This window comes from Roseovarius nitratireducens, from assembly GCF_002925845.1.
GTDB classification, from domain to species: Bacteria; Pseudomonadota; Alphaproteobacteria; order Rhodobacterales; family Rhodobacteraceae; genus Roseovarius; species Roseovarius nitratireducens.
Genome location: NZ_PDNI01000044.1, coordinates 13,768 through 33,968, shown reverse-complemented (window position 1 = coordinate 33,968; position 20,201 = coordinate 13,768). Strand labels below are relative to the sequence as shown.

Sequence of the window (20,201 nt, the reverse complement as noted above, 5' to 3'; positions counted from 1 at the left end):
CTCAATACCGGTAATGCTCGGGCTTGAACGGCCCTTCCGGCGTCACGCCGATATACTCCGCCTGGTCGGGGCGCAGTTCGGTCAGTTTGACGCCGATGCGGTCCAGGTGCAGGCGCGCCACCTTTTCATCGAGGTGCTTGGGCAGGACATAGACCTCGTTGCCGTAATTCTCGCCCCTGGTCCAAAGCTCGATCTGCGCCAGGACCTGGTTGGTGAACGAGGCCGACATCACGAAGGACGGGTGCCCGGTGGCGTTGCCGAGGTTCAGAAGCCGCCCCTCCGACAACAGGATGATCCGGTTGCCCGAGGGCATCTCGATCATGTCCACCTGGTCCTTGATGTTGGTCCACTTGTGGTTCTTGAGCGTCGCCACCTGAATTTCATTGTCGAAATGGCCAATATTGCCGACGATCGCCATGTCCTTCATCGCGCGCATGTGCTCGATGCGGATCACGTCCTTGTTGCCGGTGGTGGTGATGAAGATGTCGGCGCTGTCGACCACGTCTTCCAGCACCGTCACCTCGAAGCCGTCCATCGCCGCCTGAAGCGCGCAGATCGGATCGACCTCGGTCACCTTGACCCGCGCGCCGGCCCCGCGCAGGCTCGCGGCAGACCCCTTGCCGACATCGCCATAGCCGCAGACGACGGCAACCTTGCCCGCCATCATCGTGTCGGTGGCACGGCGGATGCCGTCGACGAGGCTTTCCTTGCAGCCATACTTGTTGTCGAATTTCGACTTGGTGACGCTGTCATTGACGTTGATCGCCGGGAACGGCAGGTGCCCCTTCTCCATCATCTTGTAGAGCCGGTGCACGCCGGTGGTGGTCTCTTCCGAGACACCCTTGATCATGTGGCGCTGCTTCACGAACCAGCCGGGGCTTTCGGCCATGCGTTTGCGAATCTGCGCGAATAGCGCCTCTTCCTCTTCCGAGGTGGGCGTCTCGATCAGGTCGGTCTCGCCCTCCTCGACGCGGGCCCCCATCAGGATATAGAGCGTGGCATCGCCGCCATCGTCGAGGATCAAGTTGGCGCCACCCTCGGGAAACCGGAAGATCCGGTCGCAGTAATCCCAGTATTCCTCGAGGCTTTCGCCCTTGATGGCAAAGACCGGCGTGCCGCCCTCGGCGATCGCCGCCGCGGCGTGATCCTGGGTGGAGAAGATGTTGCACGACGCCCAGCGCACGCTCGCGCCCAGCTCCACCAGCGTCTCGATCAGCACGGCGGTCTGAATGGTCATGTGCAGGCTGCCGGCGATCCGCGCGCCCTTGAGCGGCTTGTCCTCGCCGTAGTCCGCGCGGAGCGCCATCAGGCCCGGCATCTCGGTTTCGGCGATGTCGAGTTCCTTGCGGCCATAACCCGCGAGCGCGATGTCCTTGACGATGTAATCCTGTGCCATTCGGGGGGTGGCTCCTTGCGTTGCAATATCGCGAGGCAGATAGCACTCGCCCCCCGATTGGGCAATGCGCGATCATCCCGCCACGCCCCCGGCGGCGGCGGTGGTGGCCCCGGTCCAGTTCTGACCGGTCGCCACGATACAGCTCACCCCGTTGGGACGCGTGACGAAAACGGTAAAGCTGCCGGTCTCTTCCGAGGCCCAGACCTCGAGCAACTGCTGCGGGCTCTGCAAGCCGCCCCCGGCGGGGCTTTCCTTGTAACGGCCCTCAAGCCGCTCGACGAGCGCATCGCGTGGCAGGCAGGCCACGCCCTGTGCCTGCGCCTGCGCCGCAAGCGGCGGGGCAAGCGCGGCGGCGCCAAAGATGAGTGCGGTGGAACAAAGACGTTTGAACATGGTGTCCTCCATTGATACCGGGCGCGCGGGTTGCGCGACCTCTGTCCAGAATCTGGGAACGGCGGTGCCACACCGCACTAAAATTCGGCGCACAACCGCGCGAGGCGCGCGTGTGCCTCTGGTGCCGGGCACGCTTCGGGGCTACCTCGGGTGGATGACACGCCACCTCACCTTTTCCGGCCCCGCGGCGCGGCTGCAATACGCCCTGTTGATGGCGCTCTTCCGCGTCGCGGTGACGCGCGGTCTCTATGGCCGTTTTGCGCGGGGGCTTGGGCGGCTGTTTCCCTCCGGCACGGCGGTCTGGCTGCACGAGGACGGCGCGCCGCCCTATCGCATCGCACTCGATGACGGCTACTGGACGCGGTTCGCGCTCTGGCGCGCGCCCTACGAGCCCGAGGTCGCCGCCGTCCTTCGCGCCGCCGCCGGGGCCGCCCCTCTCTTTTGCGATCTCGGCGCAAACAAGGGCTATTGGACCACCCGAGCCGCACCGCTCTTTGACCGTGTCATCGCGGTCGAGGCCTCGAATGCCACCTTTGCCGCGTTACAGGCCAATGCCGGGCACCTGCCCAAGGTCACCCTGCACCGCGCGGCGATTCACGGGCGCTCGGGAAATACGCTGGAATTCGTCAACACCCATCTCAGCCACGCCTCTGCCCGGCTCGCGGGCGATGGACCCACTCGCGCTCAGGATCATGTCGAGACCGTAACCACACTAGCCGTCGATGATCTCGTGCCCGCAGGCCAGCCCGCGCTCATCAAGCTCGATGTCGAGGGGGCCGAGATCGCGGCCATCGACGGCGCCGCCCGCGCGCTCAAGGACGGCGCGGTGCTGATCTACGAGGATCACGGAAACGATCCGGACTGCACGGTCAGTGCGCACCTGCTGGATCAGCCCGACATGCGGCTCTATTCCGCCGGAAACGGCCTTGTTTCCATGCCGGACCTCGCCTCCATCCACGCCCTCAAGCGCGATCCGTTCAAGGGCTACAACTACATCGCCGCAAGGGAGGGTTCGCCGCTCCTCGCCGCCATCGCCGCGCGCTTTGCAAATCTCCCGCAGTCCCGCTAATGAGGGTCACCCAAAGACCGGAGCCCCCATGCCCAAACCCCGCGCCTGGCAAAAGATGCTCTCGGGCCGCAGGCTCGACCTGCTCGACCCCACGCCCGTCGATATCGAGATCGAGGATATCGCACATGGGCTGAGCTTCGTCGCGCGCTGGAACGGGCAGACGCTGGGGGATTTTCCCTATTCGGTGGCCGAGCACTCGCTTCTGGTGGAGCGGCTCTATTCCCGCCTAGCACCGCGCGCACCGTCAAAATGGCGGCTCGCGGCGCTCTTGCACGATGCCCCGGAATACGTCATCGGCGACATGATCTCGCCGGTCAAGAACGCGGTTGGGCCGGGCTATGACGAGCTCGACAAGCGGCTGGCGGCGGCGGTGCATTTGCGGTTCGGCCTGCCCGCCACACTGCCCGCGCAGGTCAAGCGGCAGATCAAGCGCGCCGACAAGGTCAGCGCCTGGATGGAGGCCACTGAAATCGCCGGGTTTACCGTGACCGAGGCCGACCGCTTCTTCGGCAAACCCGACAGCGCGCTAATGGAGGGCCTGAGCCTGAGCCTGCGCCCCCCGGTCGAGACGCGCGCGGCCTATCTCGCGCGACACAAGGCGCTGATCGCGGAGATGGGTTAGATCCACCCGCCCCGCGACATCAATCCCAGCGCCTCGAGTTGCCGCCAACCGGCGAGCCGGGTGGAACGCGGGCACCACAGGTCCGGGTCGGCGGCAAGCGAGTCGTAATATCTGTCGTATAGCGCGCTATTGGCAAAATGCTCCTGCCGGTGCTTTTCGTCACCCGCGCGGGCCACCGCCGTGTCGAGGAATTTCGAATGCAGCAGCACCCCGGAGGTCAACTCGCCCCCGTCGGTGGCATAGACATGGTTGAGCCGCCGCGGCAGCAGGCTGTGACTGGAGCTGACATAGGCATAGCGCCAGTGCCATTTCACCAGCGGCACCTTGCCCATCGTCGGCGCGCGGCGCGGCTCGGTGGCAAAGAACAGGCGCGCGCGGGGGCCGCCCTGTATCCAGAGGTTCTGCAAGTCCGCCTTGCGCCGCAGCCCGTAATTGCCGGCGTCGAACCAGCACAGGCTGTGGAACGGGTCGTCGCCGGGCGCGTGGCGCTGCGTCGAGAGCCGCCCTTTCGGATACATGTCGAGCATCAGCGCGCCAAAGGACGCACGCCCCTGGCGCTCCAGCCAATCGCAGAGCGCGGGCAGGGGCCGCGTCTCGTGATAGGGGTAGACGAGGCATTCGTCGGCATCGAGCGTCAGGCACCAATGCCCGTGCCCGTGCCGCATCATGAGCCATGTCAGCCAATCCATCCCGAATCGCGACCGCTTGTAGCTGTGCGCCGTGCTCCAGAGCGACACGTCGCCCTGCGCGGCGAGATGGTCGCGCGTGCCGTCGTCGCTGGCATTGTCGACGATCAGGAAGTGATTCACGCCGAGACGCCGGTGATGGGTGAGAAAATGCCCGACCCGCTGCGCCTCGTTGCGCATCGTGGCAAAGCACAGGATGTCGTCCGCCCCGATGCCCCCCGTCCTGTCGATGACGGCGCGCAGCTGCCGCCGCTTTGTCACGGCCCGCGCCAGCAGCCTGCGCCGCCGCCAGCGCAACCGGTAGGCCAGGATCAGGTCTTTCAAGGTCTCGCGCACCGCCTGCCGCCCCTTCTTGCCCGGTTTCAGGGTCGGCGGTCCCGGTCGCAAAGTCCAGTGTCCGTGCGTCCGCCTATTGCGCCGCTTTGTCGGCGTGGACCGTGTCGGAGATGTAATTCCACAGGTCGTCGCGCAGGTCGTCGCGCGCCAGGGCAAAGGCCACCGTCGCCTGAAGGAACCCGGCCTTGGACCCGCAATCAAAACGCTGCCCGCGGAAGCGGTAGCCGTAGACCTCCTCGCCATCCTCGCGCGCCGCGTCGATCGCGTCGGTAAGCTGGATTTCGCCGCCCGCGCCGGTCTGTTTCTTGTTCAGTTTCTGCAGCACCGTGGGCGTCAGGATATAACGCCCGATCACCGCGAGGTTGGACGGTGCGGTGCCTGCCTCGGGCTTTTCCACCATGCCCTTGGTCGAGACGATGCTGCCCATGTCCTCCTTGACGTCGAGGATACCGTAGGCGTTGGTCCTGTCGTCGGGCACTTCCATCGCGGCGACCATGTTGCCGCCGGTCTCCTCGAACGCCTCGACCATCTGCTGCAGGCAGGGCTTTTCCGCGGCGATCACGTCATCGGGCAGGATCACGGCAAAGGGCTCGTTGGCAATGAAACGACGCGCGCACCACACCGCGTGGCCGAGGCCGAGCGGCTTGTGCTGGCGTATGTAGGCGATCTCGCCGCTGTCCATGTTGGTGGACTTGAGGATATCGAGAAGCTCGTCCTTGCCCTTCTTGCGCAGCTCCTGCTCGAGCTGCGGGGCATTGTCGAAATAATCCTCGAGCGCGTTCTTGCCGCGCGACGTGACGAAGATGAATTCCTTGATACCTGCGGCGCGCGCCTCGTCGATGGCGTATTGCACCAGCGGGCGGTCGACGAGCGTCATGATTTCCTTGGGCACCGACTTCGTCGCCGGAAGAAACCGTGTCCCGAGGCCCGCCACCGGAAAGATCGCCTTGGTTACTCGTTTACGCATAAACTGCTCCTGAATGGAATTTTGCGCTACAATACATAAATGGTGGCGTATTTGTATAAGGTTAAGGTGAAACTGTGGGCATTTTTTGTCATCTCACAACCGGGGCGCGCGGCGGGGCCGCCAGCGGCATGTGTCGGTTGACGTCCTTGTAGAGCAGATAGCGAAATGGCCCCGGCCCCCCGGCATAGCAGGCCTGGGGACAGAACGCGCGCAACCACATGAAATCGCCTGCCTCGACCTCGACCCAGTCGCGGTTGAGCCGGTAGACGGCCTTGCCCTCGAGCACGTAGAGCCCGTGCTCCATCACGTGCGTCTCCTCGAAGGGGATCACGCCGCCGGGCTGAAACGTGACGATGGTCACGTGCATGTCGTGACGCAGGTCCTCGGGATCGACAAAGCGCGTCGTCGCCCATGCGCCATTCGTGTCGGGCATCGGCACCGGCGCGATCTCGCGCTCGTCGAGCACCAGGGGCGGCGGGGAATCGAGCCCCTCGACAGCGACATAATGCTTGCGGAACCAGTGAAAGCGCAGCGGCGCATCGCCCGCGTTGCGCAGCCGCCACTCGGCGCCGGGGGGGATGTAGGCATAGCCGCCCGGCCCCAGATCATGCGCCTCCTCACCGATATGGAGACGCATCGTTCCATCCAGCACGAAGAGCACCGCCTCGGTGCCCGGCTCGGTCTCGGGGTGATCGCTTCCGCCGCCGGGGGCGATCTCTGCGATATACTGCGAGAAGGTCTCGGCAAAGCCCGACATCGGGCGCGCCAGAACCCAGAATCGCGCGCCCTCCCAGAACGGCAGCAGGCTTGCGACGATATCGCTCATGCAGCCGCCGGGAATGACGGCATAGGCCTCGGTAAACACCGCGCGCCCGGTCATCAGCCGGGTCTGCGGCGGAAGCCCACCCTCGGGCGCGTGATAGGAACGGTCGGTCATGGCTTGGTCTCTCCCGAATGGCCCGGCGCGGTGCAGCGCTCAGGCGATATCCATCTCTCGCATCATTGCCTCGAGGCGCGGCACGTCCTCGGGGTTGTTGAGCTCCCAGAACTGCCGCCCGCGGGCCTCCACCTCTACGCAGAGCATCGCGCGTCCGTTCTCGAGAAAACGCAACTGCTCCAACCCTTCCAGCCCTTCGAGCGGCCCCGCCTCCCAACCCGGATAGGCCGCGAGCGCCGCCGCACGATAGGCATAGACGCCGGCATGATGAAACACCGGCGTGGCATCGGTATCGTCGTAGCGGTCAGGGGTGAAAGGGATCACCTCCTTGGAGAAATAGAGCGCGTGGCCCAGGCTGTCGAAAACTGCGGTGGTGCCGCCGACGCGCCCCTCGGCGCGGTCCTGCAAAAAGCCGTTCAGCGCGCGCCCGTCGCAGCGCAGCACCGGCGTCGCCGCGCCGGCCTCCGGATCGGCGCGCAGCCCGGCCACGAGGTCCGACACGAACCACGGCGGGGTAAGCGGCGCATCGCCCTGAAGGTTGACGACAATCTCGTATCCACCCCCCAGCGCGGCATGGGCCGCGGCGCAGCGCTCGGTGCCGTTGGCGCAGGTTTCGGGCGTCATCACAACCTCGGCGCCGAATCCCTCCGCCGCGTCGCGGATGCGCGCGTCGTCGGTCGCCACCACCACGCGGTCCACCCCCGGCACCGCGCAGGCAGCAGCCCACGAGCGTTCGATCAGCGTGCGCGCCACGCCCCCCGCGCCCTTCAGCGGCACCAGCGGCTTGCCGGGATAGCGGGTCGAGGCATAGCGCGCGGGGATGACGACGAGCACGCCCACGCTCAACCCTCCGCGAGATCGACGCCCGGCGCGCAGGCGATGAAGAACGGGTTTGCGAACCCCGGCTTGCCATAGGTAAGCGGCGTCAGATCATCGAAGCACAGCACGCGCCCCCCCGCGCCCGCCAGCACGGCGTGACCGGCGGCGGTGTCCCATTCCATCGTGCGCCCGAGGCGCGGGTAGAGATCGGCCTCGCCGCTCGCCACGAGGCAGAACTTGAGTGAAGAGCCAGCGCTCGTCATGTCGCGCACATTGTAGCGCGAGATATAATCGTCGGTCGCCTGATCGCGATGCGATTTGGACGCCACCACCATGAGCGCGGCATTGTCCGGCTGCGAAACACGCAGCGGGCTCTGCGCGCCGGGTGTGTCGGGATCGAATGGCCCCGCCTCCTCGACGGCGCGGCCATCGGGCAGGGTGTAGAACATGCGGCCCCGCGCGGGCGCATAGACGATTCCGCGCACCGGTACGCCGTCCTCGACCCAGGCGATGTTGACGGTGAAATCCCCCCGCCGGTTGATGAATTCCTTGGTCCCGTCCAGCGGATCGACGATGAGAAAACTCGTCACGCTCTGCCCGTGCGAGGCGGCCTGTTCCTCGGTCACCAGCGCCACATCGGGAAACGCCGCGCGCAGCCCTGCCGAGATCAGCGCATCCGCCGCCTCGTCGGCCTCGGTTACCGGGCTCGCGTCGGATTTCACCTTCACCTCGAAATCAGGGCCCTCGTAGATCTCCATGATCCGCGCGCCCGCGGCGATCGCGAGCCTGCGCATTTCCGCGATCAATCGTTCCTGCTCCAAATCGTCGTTCCCCTGCCTGATTTGCGCCACTTTAAGGCACTAGTGGATGGATCAATCGATGCCCCTTATGCTAGGTTCGACGCGGATCGGCAAGGAACCGGCCACAGGGGTCGCCGGGAACGAGGCAACAGCGCATGTTCAAGACCGTCCGACCGTCGTCCTCGCTGCATTCGGCGGTCGTGATCCTAGAGTTGATCTACCACGCCACCGTGCGCAGCATCCGCTCGCAGCACGGCAACGCCGTCGTGGCGCTCGGGCTCAACATCCTGACCGTCATCATCATGGTCATGGCCTTCTACCTGTTCTTCACGGTTCTGGGCCTCAAATCGGTCAAGCTGCGCGGCGATTTCCTGTTGTTCATGATGTCGGGGATTTTCCTGTATATCACGCATATCAAGGCGCTCGGCGCGGTCGTGGGCTCGGAGGGGCCTGCCTCACCGATGATGCAGCACGCGCCCATGAATACCGCGATCACCATCTCTTCCGCGGCACTCGGATCGCTCTATATCCAGACGCTGTCGCTCATCATCGTGCTGTTCGTGTACCATGTCGGCTTCAAGCCGATCACCATCTACCAGCCGGCCTATGCCTACGGCATGGTGCTTGTGGCGTGGTTCACCGGGGTCGGCGTGGGGCTCGTACTGCTCGCGCTCAAGCCGTGGTTCCCGACCTTCGTCAAGCTGTTCACCACAATCTACCAGCGCGCCAACATGATCGCCTCCGGCAAGATGTTCGTGGTCAACATGCTGCCACCCACCATGTACAAGATGTTTGCCTGGAACCCGCTGTTTCACAACATCGACCAGGCGCGCGGCTACGTGTTCATCAACTACTTCCCGCACAAGACATCGTTGATGTACCCGATCTATATCGGCATCTGTCTCGTCGTGCTCGGGTTGATAGGCGAGTTCTACACGCGCCGCCACGCCTCGCTGTCGTGGAGTGCGCGGCGCTGATGCCATGATCCGAGTCCTGTCCGTCTCAGGTGACCACGCGCATGGTCAGGTTGATGCGTCCCGGCCCGCGCAACAGCCGCGACGAGCCCGGGCGAAGCCGGTCCACCCCGTGATAGGCAAGCCGCGCCGCGCCGCCCAGCACGATGACATCGCCCGACTGCAGCCAGGCGGATTCGGTCGGCCCGCCGCGGGTCGTGTTGCCCACGCGAAACAGCGCCTCGTCGCCCAGCGAGATCGACGCCACGGGCCAGTCGAAATCGGCCTCGTCTCGGTCCTGGTGCATCCCCATGCGCGCCTCCGGCTCGTAGAAATTCACCAGGCAGCAATCGGGATCGCGCCGCCCATCCACCAGCGCCCGCCAGACGCCAAGCGCGGTTTCGGGCACCGGCGGCCATTCCATGCCATCGGGGTGGCGCGGCTCGTAGCGATAACCCTTGCGGTCGCTGATCCAGCCCAGCCGCCCCGCCGAGGTCATGCGCACGCTCATCGCCTTGCCCGAGGGCGTGATGGGGCGAAAGAGCGGCGCCGCCATCACCACCGCACGCACCTCCGCAACGAGCCGCGCCTGCGCGTCGGACGCGAGCCAGCCACGGTAGAGCGCGGCACCGCGCAAGGTGAGGGTCGGGTCGGTCATGGCGGCTTTTTTCATCGCACGCACGGGGCCCCTGTGGCAATCGGGTCGAATTGACCGCAAAGCGCAAGCCGGGATGCTTGCAGGGCTGACCCGCCCTGCCTATATAGCCCACGAACCGCGGGACGGCCTTGCCGCTCCGCGTCACAAATCCGGGGGCCCGATGCCGAAACGGGTCGGGGCTCCGCCACATCGCCTGAATTAAGAAGGGATCGAAAACATGGCCAAAGTGATTGGTATCGACCTCGGGACCACCAATAGCTGCGTCGCGATCATGGATGGCAGCCAGCCCCGCGTGATCGAGAACTCGGAAGGTGCCCGCACCACCCCCTCCATCGTCGCCTTTACCGAGAGCGAGCGGCTCGTCGGCCAGCCCGCCAAGCGGCAGGCGGTGACCAACCCGGAAAACACGATTTTCGGCGTAAAACGCCTGATCGGCCGCCGGGTGAACGATTCCGATCTCGCCAAGGACAAGAAGAACATGCCCTTTGCCGTGATCGACGGTGGCAACGGCGACGCTTGGGTTGAAGCACGCGGCGAGAAATATTCGCCCAGCCAGATTTCCGCCTTCATCCTCGGCAAGATGAAGGAAACCGCCGAGAGCTATCTCGGCGAGGAGGTGACGCAGGCCGTCATCACCGTTCCCGCCTATTTCAACGACGCCCAGCGCCAGGCCACCAAGGACGCCGGCAAGATCGCCGGGCTCGAGGTGCTGCGCATCATCAACGAGCCGACGGCGGCCGCGCTTGCCTATGGTCTCGAAAAGGAAAACACCCACACCATCGCCGTCTATGACCTCGGCGGCGGCACGTTCGACGTGACCATCCTCGAGATCGACGACGGTCTCTTCGAGGTGAAATCCACCAATGGGGACACGTTCCTCGGCGGCGAGGATTTCGACATGCGCATCGTCAACTACCTCGCCGAGGAGTTCCAAAAGGAACACGGCGTCGATCTGACGCAGGACAAGATGGCGCTCCAGCGCCTCAAGGAGGCCGCCGAGAAGGCCAAGATCGAGCTGTCGAGCTCCAGCCAGACCGAGATCAACCAGCCGTTCATCTCGATGAGCTCCAACGGCCAGCCGCTGCACATGGTGGTCAAGCTCACCCGCGCCAAGCTCGAAAGCCTCGTGAACGACCTCATCACCGCGTCGATCAAGCCGTGCAAGGCAGCGCTCAAGGATGCAGGCATCTCCGCCTCCGAGGTGGACGAGGTCGTGCTCGTCGGCGGCATGACGCGGATGCCCAAGGTGATCGAGGAAGTGACCAAGTTCTTCGGGCGTGAGCCGCACAAGGGCGTCAACCCCGACGAGGTGGTGGCGATGGGTGCCGCCATCCAGGCAGGCGTGCTGCAAGGCGACGTCAAGGACGTGGTGCTTCTCGACGTGACCCCGCTCAGCCTCGGCATCGAGACGCTCGGCGGCGTGTTCACGCGTCTCATCGACCGCAACACCACGATCCCGACCAACAAGTCGCAAATCTTCTCCACCGCCGAGGACAACCAGTCGGCTGTGACGATCCGCGTCTTCCAGGGCGAGCGCGAGATGGCCGCCGACAACAAGATGCTCGGCCAGTTCAACCTCGAGAACATCCCGCCGGCGCCCCGTGGCATGCCGCAGATCGAGGTGACCTTCGACATCGATGCAAACGGCATCGTCAATGTCAGTGCCAAGGACAAGGGCACCAACAAGGAGCAGAAGATCACCATCCAGGCATCGGGCGGCCTGACGGACGAGGATATCGAGAAGATGGTCAAGGAGGCCGAGGAGAACGCCGAGGCCGACAAGGCCCGCCGCGAACTCGTCGAGGCCCGCAATCAGGCCGAAAGCCTTGTCAACTCGACGGAAAAATCCCTCGAGGAACACGGCGACAAGGTCGATCCGACGACCGTGGAGGCAATCGAGCTTGCCATTTCCGCGCTCAAGGAAGACCTCGAAAAGGACGACGCCACCGCCGAAAAGATCAAGGCCGGTATCCAGAACGTCGCCGAGGCCTCGATGAAGCTTGGCGAAGCCATCTACAAGGCCAGCCAGCAGGAGGACGAGGACGAGGTCAACTCCGCCGATGCCGGGCCGGGCGAGGATGACATCGTCGATGCCGATTTCGAGGACATCGACGACGACAAGCGCCACTGAGGCGATACGCCTTGCGCCGGGGCCCTTGCGGCCCCGGCCTGCGCTTGAAGGAGATCCCAGATGGCCAAACGCGACTATTACGAGGTGCTCGGCCTGTCCAAGGGGGCCTCGGCGGACGAGATCAAGAAGGCCTATCGCCAGAAGGCGAAGGAGCTGCATCCTGACCGCAACAAGGACAACGCCGACGCCGAGCGCCAGTTCAAGGAGGCGGGCGAAGCCTATGACGTCCTGAAGGACCCCGAGAAGAAAGCGGCCTATGACCGGTTCGGTCATGCCGCCTTCGAGGGCGGCATGGGTGGCGGCGGTGGGCCACGGCCCGGCGGTGGCTTTGGCGGCGGGCCCGGCCAGGGCGACTTCGCCTCCGCGTTCTCTGACGTGTTCGACGATCTCTTCGGCGATTTCATGGGCGGCGGGCGCGGCGGCGGACGCCAGCGCGCCGCGCGCGGTGCCGACCTGCGCTACAACATGCGCGTGACGCTCGAAGAGGCCTATACCGGCTTGCAGAAGACGATCAAGGTCACCAGTGCCGCGACATGCGACGCCTGTGACGGATCGGGGGCCGAGGGCGGCGCACAGCCCAGCACCTGCCCGACCTGCTCGGGCATGGGCAAGGTGCGCGCACAACAGGGGTTCTTCACGGTAGAGCGGACCTGCCCCACCTGCGGCGGACTTGGCCAGATCGTCAAGAACCCGTGCAAGGAATGTCAGGGCCAGGGCCGCGTGCCCAAGGAACGCGCGCTCAGCGTCAACATCCCGGCAGGCGTCGAGACCGGCACCCGGATCCGCCTGTCGGGCGAGGGCGAGGCAGGGATGCGCGGCGGCCCCGCGGGTGATCTCTACATCTTCATCGAGGTTGCCCCGCACGAGATATTCGAGCGCGAAGAGGCCAACCTGTTCTGCCGCGTGCCGGTGTCGATGACGCGCGCCGCGCTTGGCGGCGATATCGAGGTGCCAACGATCGACGGCGGTCGCTCGCGCGTCAAGATTCCCGGCGGCTCGCAATCGGGCCGCCAGATGCGCCTGCGGGGCAAGGGGATGCCGGCGCTGCGCGGCGGCGGGCAGGGTGACATGTTCATCGAGCTCGCGGTCGAGACCCCGGTGAACCTCACCAGCCGCCAGAAGGAATTGCTGCGCGAGTTCGAGGCCATGAGCGAGGACAACAACCCCGAGAGCAAGAGCTTCTTCTCCTCGGTCAAGGATTTCTGGGACTCGATGAAAAGCTGACGGGCAGCCGTCAGCCGTTAACCTCCTGGTAAGGCGGGTGCGCGATGCTGCCCGGTATGCAGACGCCGCCCGCCTTTTCCGATGCCTGCCTGCCGCTTTTCTCCGCGGCCCCGGTGTCGGCTGACCGGCCTAACAGGGCCGAGCGGCACCCGCCCTATGTCCGCGACCACCGCCGCCGCCTGCGCGAGCGGTTCCTCTCGGGCGGTGCCGCGGCGGTGCCGGATTACGAAATGCTCGAATTGGTGCTCTTCCGCGCCATCCCCCGCCGCGACGTCAAGCCGATCGCCCATGCCCTGCTCGCGCGGTTCGGCGATTTCGCGGGTGTGCTCTCGGCCCCGTCCGAGCAGCTCTCGGAGGTGGGCGGCGTGGGCGCGTCGGTCATCACCGAGTTGCGCATCGTCGAGGCCGCCGCTCACCGGCTCGCACAATCCCGCGTGATGGGGCGGCAGGCGATCTCGTCCTGGACCGCGCTGATCGACTATTGCCGTACCAGCATGGCGCATCGCGGGACCGAGCAGTTTCGCGTGTTCTACCTCGACCGCAAGAACGTGCTCATTGCCGACGAGGAACAGGCGCGCGGCACCGTCGATCACGTTCCGGTCTACCCGCGCGAGGTGGTCAAGCGCGCGCTGCTGCTCGATGCCAGCGCGCTCATCCTCGTGCATAACCACCCCTCCGGCGATCCCACCCCCTCGCAGGCCGACATCTCCATGACCGCCGAGGTCGCGCGCGCCGCCGAGGCGCTCGGCCTCGTGCTGCACGATCACGTCATCATCGGCAAATCGGCCGAGGCCAGCTTTCGCGCCGAGGGCTACCTGTAACGGGTCACGGCGGCATCACCGCACCCAAACCTCGACCCGGCGGTTCACCCGCCGGCCCCAGGCGGTATCGTCGCAGGCCATCGGCATCGCCTCGCCAAAGGCATCCACCGCGATATCCACCCGGTCGAGCCGGGCGGTTTCCGCCATTGCCACCACCGCGTCGCGAACCGCCTTCGCGCGGCGCAACGCGATCTCGCGGTTGGCCGCTGCCGGGCCCTCGCTGTCGGAGAACCCGACGAATACCAGTCGCCGGTTGTCGTATAGCCCCAGTTGCAGCGCATCGGCCAGCCGCTCGACATTCGACCGCGACTGCACGTCGAGTCGCGCCGAGCCCGCCTCGAATCGAAAACTCGTGGTCAGCCGCCTGAGCGGGGCCAGCAGCCCGACCATGCGCTTGAGCTCGTCGAGGCCGGTCTCCTCCCCGGCCATCGCGATGGCATTGGCAAACCGGTCGCCCTGCCGCGCGATGCCGATCTCCTCGGGTGCCTGGTCCACGAACCCCGCCCTCCGGATGACAAGCTGCGCGGACGGGTCGTCAACATAGGCGATGAAGTCGCGGATGATCTTGGGCATCCGGCGCGCCGGAAGATAGAGAAGCAGCGGCGCGGTCAGCGGATAATCCTCGGTCTTGACCGTCCGCCGGTCCGCCCGCAGCGCAAATCCGCACGGCCCGGTCAGCGCCAGCTCCCAGGCCTCGCCCTGTTCCGAGCGCGGCGTGAGGCCGAACGCAAAAGGATTCGCCACCACGGCGCGCGCGAGCGTCGCGCCGTCACGATGCGGGATCATGCGGTCCGGCAGATCGCGGCCCTCGGGCAGCATGGCCTGATCGGCGGTAGCCTGGCCGATCCCGGTGTCGGGCGCCCAGAGATGCAGGTCGATGGGCGCGTCGGGGACGCCAAGCGCGGCCCAGTTGGTGGTCTCGCCAGAGAGGATACGCGACAGGTCACGCAGGCTCAGGCTCTGCACCGGGTTGGCGGGGGCCACGACCGGCACCAGCGCGTCAAGCGCCAGCACCCGCATCCGCGCCGGTGCCGTGAAATCACCCAGCCCCGCCTCTCGCGCGCGGTCCAGCTCTTCGCCGCGCGCCTCGCGCAGGCTCATCGCGATGTCGGCCTCGCCCGCGAGCAGGTCGGCGAGGCCCTCATCCGAGGTGGTCAGCCGGAAACGGAAGTCGCCCAAAAGCGTTGCATCCTCGCCACGCGCGTGGAGGGTCAGGCGCGCACTGTCGCCGTCCGCGTCATGACGCCGAAGCACGTATCCATCGCGGATTGCAAACGCCTCGAGCAACGACGGCAACAACACCTGCCCGATGATCGGCGCGCCAGAGAACACGGCACGCGCGACAAAAGCCTCCAGGTCGGGACAGCCCGGACCTTCGCATGTCACGCCCGAGCCATCGATCGTCAATTCGCCATAGACCGTTTGCACCCGGTAGAACTCGCCGTCGAATCCGAGCAGGTCGCCTTCTATCGCGACCGTGCCGTCATGCGACCGCAACAGCACATCCTGCGCCGCGACCGGCCCGGCGCAAACCGCCATGAATAGTGCGGCGAGGCTGGCCGCACGCAGTCCCGCCATGTCCCGATCCCTGAATACCTGCGCTTCACTTTTGCGCGATATTCAGGTCATTGAACAGGTTTTTCAACACCAGAAACTCACCCGTCGCCTCGCAACCCGGCATCGGCAGAACCAGGTCTTGCACCCGCAGCGCGGCCCCGTCGCCCTCGGTCGAGATGCCCTGTGCCTCGACATCGCGCCCGCAATTGCCATCGGTCACCTCGGCCTCCAGTCTCAGCGCCACCGTGCCCTCCCGCGTCGCGCTGGCGGTGGGAAATGTATAGACCTCGGCACGCAGCGCCGGGCCGGGCACGTCGCCCCCCAGCCGCATTACGAATCCCTCGGCTTCGGCCTGCGTCCCCTCGGACCACACATGGCCGGGCATGCCGAAATCGGCCCCGTATTCGAGCGCATGCAGCCGCAGGCTGCGCGCGTCGCCGCTCCATTGCACCACGAACCGGTCGTAGAGTGCCAGATCGTCGATCGTGGCCGTCGCGAGCGCCCCCTTGCCATCCTCGAAGGCGGCAATGAACACGGCCGATTCGGCAAGCGCCGGCAGGTCGATGCGGGCGCCCCCGTCCACGTCGGTGAGAGCCGAGATCATCATGCCGTTGTGGTGCAGGGTCACCCGCGCGTTTGGATGGCAGGGCGCCTCGAGATCGAGGCGCACGATCGCCGCCTCGCGCACCGAGGCCGTCATCTCGGCCTCGCACTCAAAGGACGGCGCGCGCTCCTCCGACGGAAGATCGCCGGGGACGGCGATGTCACGGGCCACGGCGCGCGTCACTTGCGCGTCGGGCAGGGTCGCCGGGTCGGGCATCAGCGGCAGCGCCGGGGCCGATGTCAGCTCGATCCGGGAAATCTCCACCGGCTGCGCAACCTGTGCCGCACGGGCAGGTCCGGGTGGCGAGGCCGCCCCGGCCTGCATGAAATACGCATAGCCGAGAGCCGCGAAAATGCTGCCCCCCGCGACGATGTAGCGCCTTATCTGGGCCATGACGCCCTCCAAGCCTTGAACAGATTCAAGGTTAGGGCTTAGCCGTTGAAAAAGGCCTCATGGTGTCAGGAAAGCGGGATCATTCTGACGCTGTCAGGTCAACCTGCCGTGACAGTGCTTGAATTTCTTGCCCGAACCGCAGGGGCAAGAATCATTGCGCCCGGGGTTGCCCCATGTCGACGGATCGGATTCGACAAAGCCCGGCACCGCTTCGGGAAACGCGCCTTCCGCCCCCGCGTCCGCGGGCTGTGCCGCTACCTCCATCGCTGCGCGCTGCTGTTCGAGGTCGCGCATGAGCGCGGTCTGCTCTTCCTCGGTCATAGGGCGAATTTGCGCGAGTTTCTGGGTCACGTCGCCGCGAAGCCCGTCGAGCATCGTCTGGAAAAGGTGGAACGATTCACTCTTGTACTCGTTAAGCGGATCGCGCTGCGCATAACCGCGAAAGCCCACCACCGAACGCAGGTGTTCGAGCGTCAGCAGGTGCTCGCGCCACTTGGTATCAATGGTCTGCAACAGCACTTGCTTCTCGATCATGCGCATGGTCTCGGGGCCGAATTGTGCGGCCTTCGCCGCCATCATCTCGTCGGCGGCCTTTTCCAGGCGTTCAGCGATGTCCTCGTCATCGACGCCTTCCTCGGCGGCCCAGTCCACCAATGGCAGGTCCATGCCAAGCCGCTCGCGCACGGCCTCCTGCATACCCTCGGTATCCCACTGGTCGGCATAGGTCTTGGGCGGCATGTACTGATCGACAATGTCAGAGATCACCTCGGCGCGCATGTCGCCGACGATCTCGCTGAGGTCATCTGCCCTCATGATGTCGAGCCGCTGCTTGAAGATCACCTTGCGCTGCTCGTTCATCACGTCGTCGAATTTCAGCAATTGCTTGCGGATGTCGAAGTTACGCGCCTCCACCTTGGCCTGCGCCCGCTCCAGCGATTTGTTCACCCAGGGGTGGATGATCGCCTCGCCCTCCTTCATGCCCAGGGTCGAGAGCACCTTTTCGAGCCGGTCACTGCCGAAGATGCGCATCAGGTCATCCTCGAGGCTGAGATAAAAGGCCGACAGCCCCGGGTCGCCCTGGCGCCCCGACCGTCCGCGCAGCTGGTTGTCGATGCGGCGGCTTTCGTGGCGCTCGGTGGCCAGAACAAACAGGCCACCCGCCTCTATCACCGCCTGCTCGTCGGCGGCGTGCGCGTCCTCGATCTGCTTGCGGATCGCCTCGGGGTCGCCATCGGGGTCTGCGGCGATGGCCTCCATGATCTGGAAATCGACGTTTCCGCCCAGCTTGATGTCGGTGCCGCGCCCGGCCATGTTCGTGGCGATGGTCACCGCGCCCAGCTTGCCCGCGTCGGCGATGATCTGCGCCTCCTGCTCGTGCTGGCGCGCGTTGAGCACGTTATGCGCGATGCCGGCCTTTTTCAGGAGCGCGCTCAGCATCTCGGATTTCTCGATGGAGGTGGTGCCGACGAGGGTCGGTTGCCCCTTTTCGTGCGCTTCACGGATCTCCTCGACGATGGCCTCGTATTTCTCCTGCGCGGTGCGATAGACGGCGTCGTCCTTGTCGATGCGGGCGATGGGGCGGTTGGTGGGCACCTCGACCACGCCGAGGCCATAAATCTCGGCGAATTCCTCGGCCTCGGTCACCGCCGTGCCGGTCATGCCCGACAGCTTGTCATAGAGCCGGAAGTAATTCTGGAAGGTAACCGAGGCGAGCGTCACGTTCTCGGGCTGTATGTCGCACCCCTCCTTGGCCTCGATCGCCTGGTGAAGCCCGTCAGACAGCCGCCGCCCGGCCATCATCCGTCCGGTGAACTCGTCGATCAGCACCACCTCGCCACCGCGCACGATATAGTCCTTGTCCCTGGAGAACAGCTTGTGCGCGCGCAGGCCCTGGTTGACGTGGTGCACGATGGTCGTGCTCTCGGGATCGTAGAGCGATTGCCCCTCGGGCAAAAGCTCGCGCTGGTGCAGCAATTGCTCGAGAAACTCGTTGCCCTCGTCGGTATAGGTGACGTTGCGGGTCTTCTCGTCGAGGGTGTAATGCTCCTCGCTCAGTTCGGGAATCACGGTGTCGATGGTGCGATACAGATCGCTGCGGTCCTGGCTCGGCCCCGAGATGATGAGCGGCGTGCGCGCTTCGTCGATGAGGATGCTGTCCACCTCGTCCACGATCGCGAAATTGTGCCCGCGCTGGTTCATCTCCTCCAGCGACGCCTTCATGTTGTCGCGCAGGTAGTCGAATCCCAGTTCGTTGTTGGTGGCATAGGTGACATCGGCACCATAGGCCTCTTTCTTTTCCGCCTCGGGCTGCTGCGGATAGACGACACCGGTGGTCATGCCCAGCGCGCCAAAGACCTTGCCCATCCAGTCGGCATCGCGCCGCGCGAGATAGTCGTTGACGGTGACGATATGCACGCCCTTGCCCGACAGCGCGTTGAGATAGGCGGGCAGGGTTGCCACCAGCGTCTTGCCCTCGCCGGTCTTCATCTCCGAGATGTTGCCCTGGTGCAGGAAAATTCCGCCCATGAGCTGCACGTCGAAGGCCCGCAGCCCGAGCGCGCGGCGCGCCGCCTCGCGGCAATTGGCGAATGCCTCGGGCAACATTGCGTCAAGGCTTTCGCCCCCGGCGATACGCTTGCGGAATTCTTCGGTCTTCGCGATCAGCCCTTCGTCGTCCAGTGCCTCGTATTCCGGCTCGAGCGCGTTGATCTTTTCGATCAGGGGCCGCGTCGTCTTTATCTTGCGATCATTCGGGGTTCCGAAAATCTTGCGCGCGACCGTTCCAATACCAAGCATGTCTCATCCGTTCCGGTGTTTCGGCTTCAGCGAAGGCAATCGCTTGCCCCGCCTGCCCGCGCGCCCTAAAACGGGCGCAAGTGTGTGGGCCGCGCCTTGATTACAAGGCGATGTAAGGGGCCGCCGGAAAAGTGTCAACGTCGCGCGCCAAAGGGCCATGCGGCGATCTGGATAAAGGATGATTTCCATGTTGCAACGGCTTCTTGCGCCCGTGCTTCTCGCCGCGCTCACCGCGGGTGTGCCCGCCGCCGCCCAGGATGAGCCCCCGCTCGACACGGTGATGGCCACCGTCGGCGAAACCGAGATCACCCTCGGCCACATGCTCGTCCTGCGCGGCACCCTGCCCGAGCAATACAACCAGATCCCCCCGGACGTACTTTTCCGCGGCGTCCTCGATCAGCTTGTGCGGCAGGAGCTTCTCAGCCAATCCCACGAGGGCGCGCTGTCACAGGTCGCACAGCTTCGGCTGGACAACGAACAGCGCGCGATCACCGCCTCCGAAGTGATCGGCGAGATCACCGGCGAGGCGGTCACCGATGAGGCGCTGCAAACCGCCTATGACAGCGAATATACCGGGGCCGCCGAAGAGACCGAGTATCGCGCTTCGCACATCCTCGTGGAGACCGAGGAAGAGGCCCAGGCGCTTGTCGAAGAGATCGCCGGCGGCGCCAATTTCGCGGCGTTGGCACAGGAGCATTCCACTGGCCCGTCCGGTCCATCGGGGGGCGAGCTCGGCTGGTTTGGCGCGGGCGTGATGGTGCCGGAATTCTCCGAGGCGGTGACAGCGCTCGACGTGGGCGAGGTCTCCGACCCGGTAAAGACCCAGTTCGGCTGGCATGTCATCAAGCTCAACGAGACCCGGGCGAAGGAAAAGCCCGCGCTAGCCGACGTGCGCGACGAGCTTGCCGATACCCTGCGCCGTCAGGCGCTCGACGCCCATGTCGCGCAGCTCGAGGCCAACAGCGCGGTGGACCGCTCCGGCAGCGACGGCATGGACCCGGCGCTCATCAACCGGTTCGATCTTCTGGAGAACTGATCC

Annotated in this window: 18 protein-coding genes; 7 read left to right on the top strand and 11 right to left on the bottom strand. The window is 65.5% G+C overall.

Annotation, left to right across the window (positions count from 1 at the left end; translation table 11 throughout):
• Window position 1 precedes the first annotated feature (1 nt).
• Both ahcY and CRJ03_RS08775 read right to left on the bottom strand, forming a co-directional pair.
• On the bottom strand, window positions 2-1,396 hold the full coding sequence (gene ahcY / locus CRJ03_RS08780) for an adenosylhomocysteinase (protein WP_104018513.1): 1,395 nt from the start codon (window positions 1,394-1,396) through the stop codon (window positions 2-4).
• Window positions 1,397-1,468: 72 nt separating this feature from the next.
• Window positions 1,469-1,789 carry a hypothetical protein gene (locus CRJ03_RS08775; protein WP_104018518.1) on the bottom strand — a complete coding sequence of 107 codons (321 nt, stop codon included), beginning with the start codon at window positions 1,787-1,789 and terminating at the stop codon, window positions 1,469-1,471.
• A gap of 154 nt (window positions 1,790-1,943) precedes the next feature.
• Here CRJ03_RS08775 and CRJ03_RS08770 point away from each other — a divergent pair, with 154 nt between their 5' ends.
• Window positions 1,944-2,858 carry an FkbM family methyltransferase gene (locus CRJ03_RS08770; protein WP_104018512.1) on the top strand — a complete coding sequence of 305 codons (915 nt, stop codon included), beginning with the start codon at window positions 1,944-1,946 and terminating at the stop codon, window positions 2,856-2,858.
• Window positions 2,859-2,886: 28 nt separating this feature from the next.
• The gene (locus CRJ03_RS08765) at window positions 2,887-3,480 is read left to right on the top strand and encodes an HD domain-containing protein (RefSeq protein ID WP_104018511.1); all 594 of its coding nucleotides are present in this window, start codon (window positions 2,887-2,889) and stop codon (window positions 3,478-3,480) included.
• On the opposite strand, the gene CRJ03_RS08760 is transcribed toward CRJ03_RS08765, so the two are convergent.
• The 5 genes from CRJ03_RS08760 to cysQ form a co-directional block, all read right to left on the bottom strand.
• On the bottom strand, window positions 3,477-4,490 hold the full coding sequence (locus tag CRJ03_RS08760) for a glycosyltransferase family 2 protein (RefSeq protein ID WP_439126628.1): 1,014 nt from the start codon (window positions 4,488-4,490) through the stop codon (window positions 3,477-3,479). The two genes, CRJ03_RS08765 and CRJ03_RS08760, sit on opposite strands and share 4 nt — an antisense overlap.
• Window positions 4,491-4,575: 85 nt before the next feature.
• The gene (gene galU, locus CRJ03_RS08755) at window positions 4,576-5,469 is read right to left on the bottom strand and encodes a UTP--glucose-1-phosphate uridylyltransferase GalU (protein ID WP_104018510.1); all 894 of its coding nucleotides are present in this window, start codon (window positions 5,467-5,469) and stop codon (window positions 4,576-4,578) included.
• An 88-nt stretch (window positions 5,470-5,557) separates the two neighbouring features.
• Complete coding sequence (locus tag CRJ03_RS08750) at window positions 5,558-6,406, bottom strand: bifunctional allantoicase/(S)-ureidoglycine aminohydrolase (RefSeq protein WP_104018509.1); 849 nt, start codon at window positions 6,404-6,406, stop codon at window positions 5,558-5,560.
• A gap of 39 nt (window positions 6,407-6,445) precedes the next feature.
• Window positions 6,446-7,246 (bottom strand): 3-deoxy-manno-octulosonate cytidylyltransferase, encoded by an 801-nt coding sequence (locus CRJ03_RS08745; RefSeq protein ID WP_104018508.1) that lies wholly within the window; start codon window positions 7,244-7,246, stop codon window positions 6,446-6,448.
• 2 nt (window positions 7,247-7,248) lie between these two features.
• A complete protein-coding gene (gene cysQ, locus CRJ03_RS08740) occupies window positions 7,249-8,076 on the bottom strand; it encodes a 3'(2'),5'-bisphosphate nucleotidase CysQ (protein ID WP_439126627.1) in 828 nt (275 codons plus the stop codon).
• A 104-nt stretch (window positions 8,077-8,180) separates the two neighbouring features.
• Here cysQ and CRJ03_RS08735 point away from each other — a divergent pair, with 104 nt between their 5' ends.
• Entirely contained in the window at window positions 8,181-9,002 is an 822-nt protein-coding gene (locus CRJ03_RS08735) for an ABC transporter permease (RefSeq protein ID WP_104018507.1), read from the top strand.
• Window positions 9,003-9,027: 25 nt separating this feature from the next.
• On the opposite strand, the gene CRJ03_RS08730 is transcribed toward CRJ03_RS08735, so the two are convergent.
• The gene (locus tag CRJ03_RS08730; protein ID WP_104018515.1) at window positions 9,028-9,636 is read right to left on the bottom strand and encodes an alpha-ketoglutarate-dependent dioxygenase AlkB family protein; all 609 of its coding nucleotides are present in this window, start codon (window positions 9,634-9,636) and stop codon (window positions 9,028-9,030) included.
• 217 nt (window positions 9,637-9,853) lie between these two features.
• Between CRJ03_RS08730 and dnaK the strand changes: the two genes are divergently transcribed.
• The 3 genes from dnaK to radC are packed head-to-tail and all read left to right on the top strand — an operon-like array spanning window position 9,854 to window position 13,812.
• Window positions 9,854-11,767: a molecular chaperone DnaK gene (dnaK, locus tag CRJ03_RS08725; protein WP_104018506.1), complete on the top strand. Its 1,914-nt coding sequence runs from the start codon at window positions 9,854-9,856 to the stop codon at window positions 11,765-11,767.
• 60 nt (window positions 11,768-11,827) lie between these two features.
• On the top strand, window positions 11,828-12,991 hold the full coding sequence (gene dnaJ, locus CRJ03_RS08720) for a molecular chaperone DnaJ (protein WP_104018505.1): 1,164 nt from the start codon (window positions 11,828-11,830) through the stop codon (window positions 12,989-12,991).
• 56 nt (window positions 12,992-13,047) lie between these two features.
• The gene (gene radC, locus CRJ03_RS08715) at window positions 13,048-13,812 is read left to right on the top strand and encodes a RadC family protein (protein WP_104018514.1); all 765 of its coding nucleotides are present in this window, start codon (window positions 13,048-13,050) and stop codon (window positions 13,810-13,812) included.
• 15 nt (window positions 13,813-13,827) lie between these two features.
• Here radC and CRJ03_RS08710 read toward each other — a convergent pair whose 3' ends face one another.
• From CRJ03_RS08710 to secA, 3 genes are all read right to left on the bottom strand, one after another.
• Window positions 13,828-15,390, bottom strand: a complete 1,563-nt coding sequence (locus tag CRJ03_RS08710; RefSeq protein WP_104018504.1) for a substrate-binding domain-containing protein — start codon at window positions 15,388-15,390, stop codon at window positions 13,828-13,830.
• Between the two features lie 25 nt (window positions 15,391-15,415).
• Window positions 15,416-16,366, bottom strand: coding sequence for a hypothetical protein (locus CRJ03_RS08705; RefSeq protein WP_104018503.1), 951 nt, complete (start codon window positions 16,364-16,366; stop codon window positions 15,416-15,418).
• 93 nt (window positions 16,367-16,459) lie between these two features.
• On the bottom strand, window positions 16,460-19,162 hold the full coding sequence (secA, locus tag CRJ03_RS08700; RefSeq protein WP_104018502.1) for a preprotein translocase subunit SecA: 2,703 nt from the start codon (window positions 19,160-19,162) through the stop codon (window positions 16,460-16,462).
• 187 nt (window positions 19,163-19,349) lie between these two features.
• Here secA and CRJ03_RS08695 point away from each other — a divergent pair, with 187 nt between their 5' ends.
• On the top strand, window positions 19,350-20,198 hold the full coding sequence (locus tag CRJ03_RS08695; RefSeq protein ID WP_104018501.1) for a peptidylprolyl isomerase: 849 nt from the start codon (window positions 19,350-19,352) through the stop codon (window positions 20,196-20,198).
• The last annotated feature ends 3 nt before the right edge of the window (window positions 20,199-20,201 follow it).